This is a genomic window from Pseudobacteroides cellulosolvens ATCC 35603 = DSM 2933 (assembly GCF_001262605.1).
Lineage (GTDB): Bacteria > Bacillota > Clostridia > Acetivibrionales > DSM-2933 > Pseudobacteroides > Pseudobacteroides cellulosolvens.
Window position 1 is genome coordinate 1,354,821 of record NZ_LGTC01000001.1, and the last position, 14,257, is coordinate 1,369,077.

Here is a 14,257-nt window from a genome sequence, read left to right on the forward strand (position 1 = left end):
GCATATATAGAGTTTTTTATCCGTCCTCATCTCCTTTTAAAAGCACCCAACACATAGAATATCAACAACACAGCCTTAGGAGCTTAATTATCAAACTCTACTTGTATAATGGAAGTTCAACATTTATAGTAAGCTCATTCCCATTTAAGTTGGCACTTACCTTCCCTTCCATTTGCTCACACAGGAGCTTTATTATATGCAGGCCAAGGCCTGTACTTTTACTCCTTGCCTTATCCCCCGTATAGAAACGCTCAAAAATGCGTGCTGCATCAATGACAGCCGCATTCTTAACGGGATTTTTGAATGATATGACTGCATTTTCAGAAGCAGTAATAGCAACGTAGACATCACCAGCAGAATAAGCCACACAATTACGTATCAGATTTCGAACTATACGCACCGTCATACCTTGGTCCGCCATTGCAAATACCGTTGGTGCCTCATGAAGCTTTACTTCTATACAGTGCTCCTCAAAAGAAGATACTGACTCAGCAAGGCACTCTGTAACAAGATTTGTAATATTAATAGGTTCAGTATTAGCTTTGGGGTCTGCATTTATAAGATATGAGTACTCAAAAAATTGTTCAATTAAGTTCCCTAACTCCTCCGTATGCTTCCTGGCAACTTGTAGCTTTTTCTTCTGTTCTTTAGTCAGTTCACTGGTTTGAAGAAGCTGTTGATAGCCTTTGACGGCAGTAAGAGGGGTACGCAAATCATGTGATATATTTGCAATTAGCTCCTTAAACCGCTTTTCCTCACGAACGCTTTCAAGACGGAGGGTTTCCTCCGCCTTTAAGCACTTGTTGATATTTGAAGTTAATTTATTTAGCTCACCATTAATAAGTTGCAGACTTACAGGCTGTTTTGTATCCAATGTAAGCCTTTTTAAAAGCTGCCTGTTAATGTTTCGTATTTGCCTTTGGAGTATGACAATATATAAGACAAGCAGAAAGACTGCAGCAATTAGAATACCAGTTGTCCCTCCCACCTTTTCACAACCTTCCGTTATTTAATTTCGGATTTTCTAAACACACTCCATGTAACAGTCAACATTGCAATTATAAATACCATACTAACTAAGATTGCTTTAATGATATCTTCAGTTGCTGTATTAGTTGTCAAAAGGGTATAATCTCCTAAATATGGAGTACATGAAAAAATAATTTTTAACATCTCTATTCTTGCCAGCTGCGGGCAAAAAATTGTTAGGCCATAATAAACGGCAACCACAACAACCGACTTCTTAAATAAAAAGGCCATCGGAACACACAAGCTTAATTGTGCAATGTATACGATGAATAGGGTCAGCATAACAGTAAGTAATTTAAAAGCTTCCTGCATATTAAAGGATATACCGGACTCCTGAGTTACTATATTCAAAAATCCCAGTCCGATAGAGCCAATGCTAAACTTTAAACCTGTGTTTAGAGCAATAAATGTTATGATAGCATATGGAAGTAAAATGAATACTATGGCACAAAAAGCTGCAATAGCTTTGCTTACAACAATGGAAATCCTGCTGCATCCACTTGCTACAGCATCATGAATTATTTTATTATCAAAATCACCACAGATAGTAATACTTATGATAACAGCACCAAGAATACTTATAATGTTAATATCCGAGAACATGAAACCGATTCCGCTCATTCCAGGATCAATCTTCCCTTGAGAAATAAGATATGCTATTACTGCCATTGCTACAGCACATGATAATGTAATTCCAAATAAAACTTTTACAATAGATGATTTGAACATCTTATATAAATCAGCATAGATTAAATTATACATTGCGGTCACCTCCAATAACGGAAATAAAGTAGTTTTCGAGGGTATCTCCCTGAATACAGTAGTTTGTTATCACAATACCATTATCAAAGATAGTCCTTGCTACCAATTCCTTGTCATCTAAATAATCGTATAGTTTAACCGTTTTATCCGGCATAACCTTATAGTTGCTTGTACCTAGCTGCATTTCCAAAACACTTACCAACTTCTCCGGCTGATCACATCCTATTAGAATATGATGTTTGCAGTTTTCTTCAAGCTCTGTTTGGTTGATGGTTTTTTTAATTATTCCATGATGGATAATTATATAATTGGTAGCAACTTGATAAAGCTCCGGCAGATTGTGGCTGGATATAAGAATTGTCATATTTCTTTCTTCGCAAAGCTTATTTAACAAATTCCTTATCTCCACTACACCTAAAGGATCAAGACCATTGATAGGTTCGTCCAGAATAAGCAGTTCGGGATCTCCAAGTAAAGCTATGGCTATGCCTAATCGCTGTTTCATACCTAAAGAAAAGTTCTTGGCTTTCTTTTTTCCTGTATCTTTAAGTCCTACCAGCTCCAGCAGTTCGTTTTCTATCGATGTCCTTGGAATCCCCCTTATTACTCTGTGATATGTAAGGTTTTCCAGTGCAGTCATGTAGGGAATCAAGCTGGGGTACTCAATCATACATCCCAACCTTTTTCTTTCAGCCTGCAAGTCCCTTTCACCACATTTACCAAAAAGTTCAATGTCTCCCTTTGTGGGGAAAACAAGTCCTGCAGCAATACGCATAAATGTAGATTTTCCTGCACCGTTTTGTCCAATTAAGCCATATATTTTACCAGCCTCAAGACTTACCGACACATCCTGTAAAACATTTGTACTATTATAGGTTTTTGTCAGGTTACTGGTTTTCAAAACATAATCTTTCATTTTCTCACCTGCCCTTTCTTTATGAAAAGTGTAAAAGTTAATGACTTTTCATATAATTAAGTATAAAACCTAAAGGTTTAGAAAAGGTTAAGCTGCAAAATAAAATGTAAAGATTTCGATAAGATTATTCTTTATAAAGTCTATAACCAAGCCCCCATACTGTTTCTATATACTCATTGTCCGGGTTGGCTATTTTTAGTTTACTTCTTAAATTGCTCATGTGGGTCTTTACAGCATTGTCATCACCTAGATATGCATCCTGCCATATGATTTCATAAAGATTAGCTTTGGTAAATACCTTGTTTCTATTTTTGATGAGCTGTTCAATGATCAGATATTCTTTAGCTGTCAATTCAAGCTCTATGTTATTGACAGTTATGTGTTTTGAATTAATGTCAACTACCATATCCTTATATTTATACACCTTTTCCTCCAGCTTTTTAAAACGCCTAAGGCATGTCTGTACCCTTGCAACTGCTTCTCCCAAATCAAATGGTTTTGTTATATAATCATCAGCACCCATTTTCAAAAGCTCTATTTTTGTGCCTGTAATATCCTTAGCAGAAATAATTATAACAGGAACATCGGAAAATTTACGCACTTCTTTTAATATTTCATCCCCGCTTTTATAGGGCAGCATAATATCAAGGAGAATCAGATCATATTCCCCTTCACTTATTTCTTTAAGGCCATCTATGCCTGTATATACTGAACAAACCTGATATCCCTCTTCATTCAACACCTCTGCAAGCATTTTATTTACATCTTTGTTATCTTCAACGATCAGTATTTTATACATTATTATTCATCACTCACCAATCATCCGAAACATTTCAAATTTGCCCATAAATCCTTTATATATGGCCAATACTATAATTAATTATACTATATCATAATTCTGTATCATACAATAATAACCTTTTAGATTTCACATTTTTACCCTTTTCTTAACTACCCTAATTGTACTGAAAACGTGAAGTTATTCTTTCTTCGGTTTGTTTTTAGTGTTGAGCTTTTTCCTTACTAATGCAACGACCAGAAGCACTGCAGGCAAAATAAACCCGAAAGTAATGGCAGCAGAAGACCTTACCACCATGTCCCAGTTGACCTGATAAGGAACATCCTTATACACAATTCCTGAATAAACAGCCACTCTAGCTCTAGCTACTGCTTCCAAACCATATAGAAGAGCAATTGCCAAGACAGCTATAAATAAAATATTTATATGATACTTTGTAATTTCGGTCATATACACTGTTGTAAAAAAATCACCAAAATACCATATAACATCGGTACCTGCCAATAATTCTACCATAATTAAGCTAATAGACACAAAGCCTCCCAGCCATTTGCCAAGCAGCTGCTGCGCAAACTCTAAGAATCTCAACGCCTGTCATCACCGGGTTATCTCCGTCAGAAATAATCTTGTTGACAAGTTCAAAAATTTTAGTGGTTTTTGTTGGCGACCATACTTTCTCAGAAGTTTCAAGAGCATTGTATACTTCCATTTGCGATACTGTTTCTGTTTCCAAAGGCGTTATGACTTTCAAAATATTATGTGCTGTTGTTCCTTTTGCTATAAGAAAATAAAAGTCAGTACGGTATTCGTGTTCGCGGACAAAAAAGTCCAACATGTCTTTAATACCTTCTTTTGCGATTTCTTCACCAAAAATAACAGTTCTCACGTGCGAATGGTACATTTTTCTAGGAGAATGTTCTGTAATCTTCCTTATTATCTGAAACAAGTCTTTTCCGCTTTCTGTGTATAACACAATAGACGCCTCATTGGGAGCCTTTGCTGAAATTGCTTTTGGATTCATTACTTGATAAGTAACTAAATAGCCTTCTTCCGACTTATCAATTCCTACGGAAACGGCTATTCCAATATCAGTTAATTCTTCCGATAAACATCCGCCTAGAAACATGTTTGCCAGTATAATAAGTACTAATAATAACTTTTTCATTATATATCACCTGAATTCCGGATTTTCTTTTTCTTTTTTCGTTACTATATTATCCGCATCCACCCTTGGCGTGTTTAACCCACTGATTACTTTCGGCCTCGTTTTATTAAGCCACAAAGGATACCTGATAATGGTGTCTTTTGTGGCGTATTTTGCTTTTGGTTCAATGGGTGTCATATAGGGAATCCCGATTGATTTCAATTTGCACAAATGAAGAATTAATGCAATAAGTCCCATAAAAACACCATACAATCCAAATATCCCTGCTAACACCATTAGAACAAAACTTATTATCCTTGCAGCGTTAGCCAATGAGTAATTTGGTATTGCAAAGCTTGAAATAGCAGTTATTGACACTACTATTACCATAAACGCAGACACGATACCAGCCTCAACAGCAGCCTGACCTAAAACAAGAGCACCAACAATTGAAATAGCAGGGCCGATAACCCTTGGCATTCTTATTCCCGCCTCTCTTAGGATTTCAAATACACCTTCCATCAATATTGCTTCAATAAAGGCGGGGAACGGAATACCTTCACGCTGTGCTGCAATACTTATCAGCAATGGAGTTGGAATCATCTCCTGGTGAAATGTAATTAATGAAATATATGCTGCCGGAACAAAAAGCGTAAGAAAAGCAGCAACAGAATCGGGCTTTTCTGAGTTTAATAATTCCGGGAATAATTACTAAAATTTATTCTCATGCATATATACTATATGTTTTGCAATAATCATTTTACATTTTTAATTATTGCAAAAAATCCACTTCTTTCTCAAGGCTTATTTAGCCCTTGGAAAAGAGTGGATTTTTTCACCGTTACTAAGCAGTATATTACAATGCAGGATAACTTGTTGGAGTAGCACTAAAATGTCTTACCAATACTATAATGTCTGCCATGTTAACAACATTATCGTTATTCAAATCATTATCTGCTTTATATTTAGTATCACCCATAACTGCACTAAATCCCTGTGCTATTTGAATGACATCTGTCATATTTATTACATCGTCCTGAACGCCGCCTATTTTAATATCTCCAGCCCACATCATTATAGGAGAGCTTGAAGTAGATGATCCTAGAACAACGTTTTTATTAACTATAACATTCTTAATCTCCCTGTAGAGATAATTAGGCTTGCTTATTTTTATTGTATAGCCTGACGGGTTTAATGGTAAAGGAACATTATTTATTTCAAAGTACCCTGCTTGGTTTGTTGTAGCAGATAAATTTGCACCTACTACTTCTACTTTAAAGCCGGATAACAGATTCCCGCCTGGGGAGTTAGTAAAATCAGGTGCTACGTATCCTGAGATTTTATAACCGTTTGATGTTGGTGTCGGCGTAGGTGTTGGTGTAGAGCTTGGCTTTGTAGATACTACAGGTGTCGGAGAAATAGTAATTGGTGCCAAATAGGTACTTACAGCACTATGACGTCTGGAAATAAGATTTTTAAGGTCGGTAACCCCTTGATTAAATTGAGTTGCACCATTAGTCAGAAAACTATATGGGCTCTTTTCTCCTTCCGTTCCTACTACATATGGACGAATTAGTTCCTGCAGCTTGCTTATTTTCGAATTAATTGTGGATTGATTAAAACAAGTACTCATTGCATTTTTCATTTCATAATGATAAATGTTTTTGTAAACAGGATCATCTATTAGGAAACGGATTAATGGCCAGCTATTTCCAATTTCACTTAGTGAAAGAGTAGCTGGTATTGTATTACCAGGCATACCTGGAAAACCACCAAAACCGCCTCCCATGCCACCCATGCCCATCATAGTAAAAGGGTCATCTGAGAGCGATAAATTAAAATCCCATGGGACATATACCATACGCCCATTATCCCCTAAATCCTGGTACAAATAATGATTCTTAGTTACCCATCCGTATGTATCGAAGTTTGTAATTGCCGTATTGATTGCAAGCCATTTGAGGAAAAGATTAACATTAAATACTTTTTCCAGGTTTGCCCTCCATGTAGCAGCGTTTGACCGCGGAGCATTAAGTGCAGTAACAAGTGCCTGAAGGTCGGTCCAGTCATCTGCATCTTCATTGGTTTTCTTCTCGTAGCCTTCCTTTTTAAATACTGTCAAATCAGCTCCGTTTGAAGTTGTACCCATGCCAAAACTCGTTGGTGCTGACAGACCTTTGTACATATTTCCGTCACCATTTGTAAATTGGGTATCCAGCATCTTATTCGCAGGATCCTCAAATCCTGTATATAATCCCCAATACACAGGTCCGCTTCCTGAATCTATATACACCCTGTAAAACGCACCACAGGCTGCAGGGACTCCTGCTGAACGAAAAATATCACTGGTAAGCTTGTCTCTCATAAACGTAGGGTCATACCAACAATTGCTGAGTTTAAGATCCTTGAATCCATAAAATCTTTGATTGTCAATCTCAGGATATTGATCTTCAAATTTATCAAACTTTAAGTGTAAAGGAAGTTTATGCTTTTGACTTTGCAATGGAGTATATAATGTACTTGATCCTTTATACCTTACACCTACATTAGTCCATGTAAGGCCATTGAATTTTACTGTGGACGGTACATATATGGGATCTTCAGTACTCATCATATTAAGCGACTTTACATTAGTTTCCATTTTATTATAGTTTTCCGAACTAATAACAATATCAATTCTGTTGACCTTGTCCTCAGGGAAAATCAATGAATAGTTTGGATCTGCTTTTTTACCATGGCTTTCTTCAGTCCAACCTTGTGGCCTGGTTACATCAGCTGCATTGATCCCTATAGGGTTAATATTTACCAGCGAAAACACCAGACAGGTTGAAGCTGCCAGCATTTTTAAAAATTTTTTCATACCCTATTCCTCCAATTAATATCATATTAATATATATATACTATACAACTCCATACAGGATTTTCAGGCAACAATATGACGAGAATTATAGTACAATGTAAAATCATGTCGAATCCCGTATATTCCTTTTTAAATAATTCCACCCCTCCGCTTAGATTTTCATAAAACTTTATTATATAACGCTCCCTAAAAATAAAATAAAAATAAAAAAAATACCTCCTCTCTTAAATTTTATCATTTATATCCTCTATCTGACAATGTACAAAGCATAGTGACATATTTTGTCCTTTTATATCATGTTTTAAATTGATATATAATTTAAGTTGTATAAAATCTTTTAATATAATATTGTAACATTCATGACTTTCAAACGTTTATTAAGTAAAGGCGGGTGATGCTTAGTGGATGCCTTGACATCACTTTACAGTGAACTTGCGGAGCCGTTAACCAGATATGCAATGACCTTTATAAGAGATATATCACTAGTTGAAGATATAGTATCTGAAACATTTTTGAGGGCTACAAAGCATTGCATAGCCAATAACGAACTTCCAGCCAGGCTTGGTTTTATAAAGTAACAAGAAATATTGCACTTGATATTATTAGAAAGAACTCAAATATTGATTATGGTGAAGTACCAGAGACAGTAGACGATTCATGTGATGTAAATCCGGAGATTTCAGTACTTAATGCAGAGCGTATGGATATACTTACAAACAGTTTATCCAAGCTACCGGAGCCATATAAATCCGTATTGATGCTAAAAGAGTATGGCAATCTTACATATGCGGAAATTGCAAGCATTATTGGTGTAAGCCTCGATAATGTAAAAGTGCTTTTGTTTCGAGGAAGGCAAAAGTTAAAAAATCTATACAGGAGGGATTATTATAATGAAATGTAATGAAGTACTTAAATTGCTTCCTGAGTATCTCGCAGGAACTCTTGATGCAAGTGTTAAAATGCAGGTTGATAATCATATAAAAAACTGTGATGCTTGCAGCAAAGAGATGAAATTATTAAATGAAGATATAAAATTTGATTTCAAGCAGAATAGTATCATAGATCAAAGCAGGATATTGAAAAAAACCAGATTCAAATTTAACATGGCCATATTTCGAATAGTTTTGATAATACTAGGTGTTTTATTTTTAGTACTTATTACTCCGTTTATTGCATGGCAAATACGTGCTGGAATAGGCCGTGAAGATCAAATGAGAGCATTTATGGATATTATACAGTTTACTCAACCTAATAAAGTAAACATGTGGGGAAATAGTGCACTAGAATCACTTTCCTTTTCTGAATCTCTTAAAATCGGAGCACGGCCTGTTATTGGCCGAAATTATGGCGAGCAAAAGGAATATGTCGGAAAAATGTCCACAATAACCGGTAAAGTCACTGTTCCTGCATATATTGGTGCTGACTTTATCCATCCTAATCTCTTTATGGATACGAAGTTTGACAGAAGCAAAGATGTAAAAGTACAGTCTGGAATATTAAGTAAAAATTTAGACAATTCAGTAGCTACAGTAGATTATTCACTTAAGAAAATAATAAGCGTGCCTGAAGTGGAAAATTTAATTGGAAATTACGATGTGGAAGTAAGCTGGATGGCTGTTGAGGCTGGCATTGAAAATTTAAAGCCTAAAAATATTTCTTTTGAAAATCAGCAGGTGCTTCAATGGGGTATTCCAGGCAAATTATCCAATCCCGGCCGCTTCCACTTTGCGGAATTTAAAAAGGGAAATGTAATAGAATACGAAAAATTAGTACTGGAAGAACTAAAGTGGCTAAATGAAAATAAGAATATTTTAAAACCTGATCCATCCTTGTTAAAGGACAATGGAATTGATAGCTCTGTAGCTGAAAAGGCTTCTCATATTTTGAAGAATGGAATTAAAGTTTATGGACTCCGCATTACCGGACCATCTAGTGAGCTTGTAAAACTAACCTCAAATTTGGATCCACGCTTTATGACTGTAGTTGATATGGATTTCTGGAACTGGTAAGTTCAATAGTCATAATTAGCAAAAATGTGGTCTACCTAGTCCTTGGCAATAAAGATTTTTAACGTTGTTTACATGTAAACAACGTTAAAAATTATACCTAAGGAATATCCTTGTATTTCAAGCATCATTTATCCTCATTTGTGCATGTTTTGAATTCCTATTTCTGCCGGCACCATAAACCCTAAATGATTCAAGTCTTTATATTTTACATTAACTATTTTTCAAAGTAAACTTCCATATGCAATTATATTCTGTGGCAGTAATATCCGGATGGCAGCTTAACACCTCTGTTTCAAAGTGCTCATCTATAGTTTTGGCAAAAAGGCTGTATTCGACCATACCAACTGACTTGCAAGGAAAATCAAGCAAGCCTTTTTTTCTTCTTGCATGTTGAACCCTGCACGTTTTAACTCGATATAACAGCACATTACCGCCTTCAACCACAAATTCATCTTCATTAAGTGAAGCGTAAAGTCTGAAAGAAAGAGCCTTTTTCAGACCATCTATGCCCGAATTGCTTCCAAGCTGTAAAAAGTCTATTAGCCGCCTTGCTTCAATCACCGTGAATCTTCTCCATGCCTCCCTGTCCATATCAATAGCCATATCCATACCATACTTATCTTCTATGGATTGGAACCAAAGTCCGTCGTGGGCAAGCCAGTTTTTTGCATATATTTTATTGAGTTCCACCAATTCATCCTTTGATAAGTCCTCCATCTTTTCTGCCTTTATCATGAACCGACCTCCATTTCTTTCAATATCTCATCCATTTTTTTCTTTAAATCTTTACGAAAGCTAACCGACTGCGAACAATTTTGTCCAACATCCTACAAGCCTCAATCATAATGGCACACTCTATAGGCTTTTTCTGCATTTCACAAACTGTTTCGTCAGGCTTTAATATCCCTCTATTTGAGTAGTAGGAATTTGCATGGCAACCTCTTGAGCAATAAAGCTTTGCCCAGCAATCGAGACATTCTTCCTTATTGAATATGTTAGCTACGCCAAACCTATCTTTTATTTTGATATTTTCTATGCCTGAGAAGTTATTCTTTTATAGAGGCATGGACCTTCATATAAATTTATATTGAAGTGATAAAATCTGAATGACTTTCCTTCTTTTATTCTTGTAATATAATCACTTGCAAGCTTTTCATATTCTGACAGAATAGCAGGGAGGTTTTCTATATATATGAAATTCCTCCCCCTTGCCAACAACAGGTTCTATAGATATTTCGCTAAAACCAAGGTCTGTAAAATGAAATAACTGCTATATTAATTCCATTTTCAGAAAGCCCTCTACATTAATATGTCATTACCTACCATAAATCAGTCATGCCCGCCGCAGCTGTCACTATGCTGGTGTTCATGACATACACTGCCTGTGGATTTTAGATTTCCCGAAAGAAAACTATTTAATGTGTCTTCTGCTGTTCCTTTTGCTCCTGTAACCACCTGTATACCCTTTTCGTTGAAAATCTCAATGGCACCTCCACCCATTCCACCTGATATAATCACATTAACACCCATTTCATTCAGGTAATTCGGCAAGAATCCTGGTTTGTGACCGGGATTTTGAAAAAATTCGCTTTCTGTGACCTTACCACCCTGCACTGTAAACACGTTAAACCCTTCACAGTGTCCAAAATGTTGTGCCACCATTCTTCCTTCACTAGCAACTGCAATTTTCATAATTTTAAAACTCCTTTCAGTTTTTATTCAGCAGAATTGACGATACACTTTCCCATATTTGTATAACCGCATCTTTAGCAGGGCTGCATGAAATTAGAGTTATCGGCTTTCCAGCATTGACTGCTTCTATTACTCTGGGATCAAAAGGTATCCTGCCTGCCACCGGAATCCCCCTAAGTGTGCAGTACTCTTCAATTTTCTGCGTATTTTCCAAGTTTACATCAAACTTATTAATGCATACAACACAAGCTGCATCGAATTTACCTGCTGTTTCAATAATTCTCTCCATATCATGCATACCTGATAATGTCGGTTCAGTTACTACTAGAACCATATCAACCCCTGTCATCGATGCAATTACAGGACATCCGATACCCGGAGATCCATCTATTATGACAATCTCCTGACCATTCATGGAATTATACAGGTTCTTCCTAACCTGTGTGACTAATTTCCCAGAAGCACCATTTCCCATTTTTAGCTCTGCAGTTGAGAAAACATCGCCTTCGATCTTATACACCATTGTCTGGCCTGATATATTGTTTTCAAGCCGTATTGCTTTCTTTCCATATTCATCTGTCGAGGAACAGAAAGCTTCACAGACGCCGCATCCTTCACACTCAAAAGCATTTAATTTTCCATCTTTTATAGCCCCAAACTGGCACAATTCCTCACACTTTCCGCAGTTTGTACAGTATTTATCATATTTCACAGCCTTCTGATATCCATAAAAGTCTGCTATTTCAGATTCTGATCCTGATGCATATATAAGTTGCAGATTAGGTGCATCCACATCACAGTCGGAATATGCCTTATTGCTGGCAAGAGCAATGAAAGATGCTGCAACAGTTGTTTTTCCTGTACCGCCTTTACCGCTCAATATGACCAGTTGCTTCATAGCACACCTCCTGCTCAATTGTATCAAGTATTTCCTTGAAAATACCCCAGTATCTTTCATTCTCTTTGGCTGCAACAAACCCTTTTGAATTAATTAGTGCAAGTTCTGAATCATAAGGAATGGAAGCAATTATCCTGATATCATTGTCATCGCAATATTTTTCAATCAAACTTCTATCACCAATGTCTTTATTAACAACAAGTGCATGGGGTTTACCAAATAACTTGACCAGTTTATAAATCATATCAAAGTTATGTATTCCAAACACTGTTGGTTCAGCAACCATTAAGCAAAAATCCGCATCTTTAATGCTTTCCATTACACTACATGCACTCCCTGGAGGACAATCCAGTACTACAGTTCTGTCTTTTTGTACACTGGAAATAAGTTTCCTTATAATCGGTACTCCTGTGGCTTCACCTGTATTTAAAACTCCCGTAATAACTTCGACCTCTCCTGACACGCCGCGTTCAATATGCCCAATTTGCTTGCTGGATTCCGAAAGTGCTTTTTGCGGGCATAACATGACACATCCCTTGCAGGCATGACACAACTCTTGAAAAACGAGCAGCTTATTTTTTATATAGGCCAAAGCATTAAATTTGCACAGCTCCACACATTTTCGACATCCTGTGCATTTCTGGGCATCAACAGCAGGAATCATGGTATTGACCTTTTCCATCAGCTTTATCTGCGGTTTCAAAAACAATCTGCCATTAGGTTCTTCTACATCACAATCGATATATACGGATTTACCTTTTGCATAAACAAGGTTTACCGATACAAATGTTTTGCCCGTACCTCCCTTTCCACTTAAAACAGCTATCTGCATGGTTTAACCTCCATGCTGGTGGTATCCCGCATGTATCTCTGCTAATTCCAAAAGCTCTCCCGCCTTATACTTTTGAACTATTTCCGAGACTGTACCGGGAACTGCCTTCATTATTTTAATATCTGCCGCTTTTAGGACATCAGCTGCATTCTGACCACAATGAAAAGTTACCACTGCGTCTGCACCACTATCCACAACAGCTTGAGCAGCTTTAATTCCTGCTCCGCCCTGGCTGCTGACCGCCTGATTGTCGATTACTTTATATTCAAGTGTTTCTGAGTCGGCAACTACAAAGTAATAAGTACGCCCGAAAGACTGGCATACACTGCTCTCTATTGTATTTCCCTCTGATGGAACTGCAATTTTCATTTTTGATCACTCCATTTCTTTTTTATTGGACACTTATCCATTGTTGCTTTTTCAATATTCTCTACTGCACAATCCAGATAAGAATGGTTTAACTTTTCAATATCTCCATTATCGCAAAGCTCAGCAATTGATGGATCAATAGGCATCTTTCCGAGTACGGGCACTCCCAGCTTGGAAGCGACTTCTTCTATCTTACTTTTTCCGAATAACTGAATTTCTTTACCGCAGTCAGGGCACTTAAGCCAGCTCATGTTTTCAACAATACCCAATACAGGTATATTCATAGATTTAGCCATATTATAAGCTTTCCTCACTATCAGAGAAACCAAATCCTGGGGCGATGTAACAATAACTATACCGCTAAGGGGTATGGATTGAAATACAGTTAACGGAACATCTCCAGTTCCGGGAGGCATATCTAGAAATAAGTAATCAATATCCCCCCATATAACATCAGTCCAGAATTGTTTTACCGTACCTGAAATAATAGGCCCTCTCCAGATAACAGGCGAATCGTCCTTTTCAAGTAATAAGTTTATTGACATTACATTTATATTGTTATGTGTTCTCTGAGGGTAGATTCCAAGCTCACTTCCTTCGGCTTTTTTAGTGACACCGAACATTTTAGGTATGGAGGGTCCGGTGATATCTGCATCAAGAATACCAACTTTGTAGCCCTTTCTTCTCATTAGAACCGCCAAAGTTGATGTCACCAGTGATTTGCCGACACCGCCCTTTCCGCTAACTACTCCAATTACTTTTTTGATACGGTTAAGCTCATGTGACTTTTCAAGAAAATCCTGGGGGTTAACATTACAGCTTCCGGTAGAACATCCTTCACTTTTGCACTCTGTGCTTGTGCAATCGCAACTACACTCACTCATATCTCCATCTCCTATTTGATTATTTTGAATTTAATTCAATAAATTTATTGAAGTTTTAATTAA

The 14,257-nt window shown here is 36.8% G+C and carries 17 protein-coding genes and 1 pseudogene; 3 read left to right on the forward strand and 15 right to left on the reverse strand.

Annotated elements, in window-relative coordinates; genetic code table 11:
• Positions 1-97 precede the first annotated feature (97 nt).
• From Bccel_RS05715 to Bccel_RS05750, 8 genes and pseudogenes are all read right to left on the reverse strand, one after another.
• A complete protein-coding gene (locus Bccel_RS05715) occupies positions 98-988 on the reverse strand; it encodes a sensor histidine kinase (RefSeq protein WP_152965939.1) in 891 nt (296 codons plus the stop codon).
• A 17-nt stretch (positions 989-1,005) separates the two neighbouring features.
• Entirely contained in the window at positions 1,006-1,791 is a 786-nt protein-coding gene (locus Bccel_RS05720) for an ABC transporter permease (RefSeq protein ID WP_036944216.1), read from the reverse strand.
• Positions 1,784-2,707 (reverse strand): ABC transporter ATP-binding protein, encoded by a 924-nt coding sequence (locus tag Bccel_RS05725; RefSeq protein WP_036944217.1) that lies wholly within the window; start codon positions 2,705-2,707, stop codon positions 1,784-1,786. The genes Bccel_RS05720 and Bccel_RS05725 overlap by 8 nt, the downstream gene beginning before the upstream one ends.
• A gap of 124 nt (positions 2,708-2,831) precedes the next feature.
• On the reverse strand, positions 2,832-3,506 hold the full coding sequence (locus Bccel_RS05730; protein WP_036944219.1) for a response regulator transcription factor: 675 nt from the start codon (positions 3,504-3,506) through the stop codon (positions 2,832-2,834).
• 180 nt (positions 3,507-3,686) lie between these two features.
• Positions 3,687-4,040: a hypothetical protein gene (locus tag Bccel_RS05735; protein WP_036944221.1), complete on the reverse strand. Its 354-nt coding sequence runs from the start codon at positions 4,038-4,040 to the stop codon at positions 3,687-3,689.
• Entirely contained in the window at positions 4,030-4,671 is a 642-nt protein-coding gene (locus Bccel_RS05740) for a Ger(x)C family spore germination protein (RefSeq protein WP_242853158.1), read from the reverse strand. The genes Bccel_RS05735 and Bccel_RS05740 overlap by 11 nt, the downstream gene beginning before the upstream one ends.
• A 6-nt stretch (positions 4,672-4,677) precedes the next feature.
• Positions 4,678-5,307: pseudogene (locus Bccel_RS05745) on the reverse strand (spore germination protein); the annotation flags it as partial.
• Between the two features lie 199 nt (positions 5,308-5,506).
• Complete coding sequence (locus tag Bccel_RS05750; RefSeq protein WP_050753166.1) at positions 5,507-7,510, reverse strand: CotH kinase family protein; 2,004 nt, start codon at positions 7,508-7,510, stop codon at positions 5,507-5,509.
• A 401-nt stretch (positions 7,511-7,911) separates the two neighbouring features.
• Here Bccel_RS05750 and Bccel_RS29580 point away from each other — a divergent pair, with 401 nt between their 5' ends.
• The 3 genes from Bccel_RS29580 to Bccel_RS05760 are packed head-to-tail and all read left to right on the forward strand — an operon-like array spanning position 7,912 to position 9,519.
• Positions 7,912-8,088: a sigma-70 family RNA polymerase sigma factor gene (locus Bccel_RS29580; RefSeq protein ID WP_152965941.1), complete on the forward strand. Its 177-nt coding sequence runs from the start codon at positions 7,912-7,914 to the stop codon at positions 8,086-8,088.
• 23 nt (positions 8,089-8,111) lie between these two features.
• A complete protein-coding gene (locus Bccel_RS28730; RefSeq protein WP_242857066.1) occupies positions 8,112-8,411 on the forward strand; it encodes an RNA polymerase sigma factor in 300 nt (99 codons plus the stop codon).
• Positions 8,401-9,519: an anti sigma factor C-terminal domain-containing protein gene (locus Bccel_RS05760; protein ID WP_036944223.1), complete on the forward strand. Its 1,119-nt coding sequence runs from the start codon at positions 8,401-8,403 to the stop codon at positions 9,517-9,519. The genes Bccel_RS28730 and Bccel_RS05760 overlap by 11 nt, the downstream gene beginning before the upstream one ends.
• Positions 9,520-9,729: 210 nt before the next feature.
• Here the strand turns inward: Bccel_RS05760 and Bccel_RS05765 are convergent, their stop codons facing one another.
• The 7 genes from Bccel_RS05765 to Bccel_RS05795 all read right to left on the reverse strand — a co-directional run bounded on the left by Bccel_RS05765 (position 9,730) and on the right by Bccel_RS05795 (position 14,194).
• Positions 9,730-10,254, reverse strand: a complete 525-nt coding sequence (locus Bccel_RS05765; protein ID WP_036944225.1) for a DUF6125 family protein — start codon at positions 10,252-10,254, stop codon at positions 9,730-9,732.
• A gap of 43 nt (positions 10,255-10,297) precedes the next feature.
• Positions 10,298-10,555, reverse strand: a complete 258-nt coding sequence (locus Bccel_RS32500) for an SPASM domain-containing protein (RefSeq protein ID WP_201782000.1) — start codon at positions 10,553-10,555, stop codon at positions 10,298-10,300.
• A 293-nt stretch (positions 10,556-10,848) separates the two neighbouring features.
• A complete protein-coding gene (locus Bccel_RS05775; protein WP_036944226.1) occupies positions 10,849-11,214 on the reverse strand; it encodes a NifB/NifX family molybdenum-iron cluster-binding protein in 366 nt (121 codons plus the stop codon).
• Positions 11,215-11,227: 13 nt separating this feature from the next.
• Positions 11,228-12,109 carry a nucleotide-binding protein gene (locus Bccel_RS05780; RefSeq protein ID WP_036944227.1) on the reverse strand — a complete coding sequence of 294 codons (882 nt, stop codon included), beginning with the start codon at positions 12,107-12,109 and terminating at the stop codon, positions 11,228-11,230.
• On the reverse strand, positions 12,081-12,941 hold the full coding sequence (locus Bccel_RS05785; protein WP_036944229.1) for a 4Fe-4S binding protein: 861 nt from the start codon (positions 12,939-12,941) through the stop codon (positions 12,081-12,083). The genes Bccel_RS05780 and Bccel_RS05785 overlap by 29 nt, the downstream gene beginning before the upstream one ends.
• 3 nt (positions 12,942-12,944) lie before the next feature.
• Positions 12,945-13,310 carry a NifB/NifX family molybdenum-iron cluster-binding protein gene (locus tag Bccel_RS05790; protein WP_036944230.1) on the reverse strand — a complete coding sequence of 122 codons (366 nt, stop codon included), beginning with the start codon at positions 13,308-13,310 and terminating at the stop codon, positions 12,945-12,947.
• Positions 13,307-14,194 carry an Mrp/NBP35 family ATP-binding protein gene (locus Bccel_RS05795; RefSeq protein ID WP_036944231.1) on the reverse strand — a complete coding sequence of 296 codons (888 nt, stop codon included), beginning with the start codon at positions 14,192-14,194 and terminating at the stop codon, positions 13,307-13,309. Before Bccel_RS05795 ends, Bccel_RS05790 begins: the two co-directional genes overlap by 4 nt.
• Between the last annotated feature and the right edge of the window lie 63 nt (positions 14,195-14,257).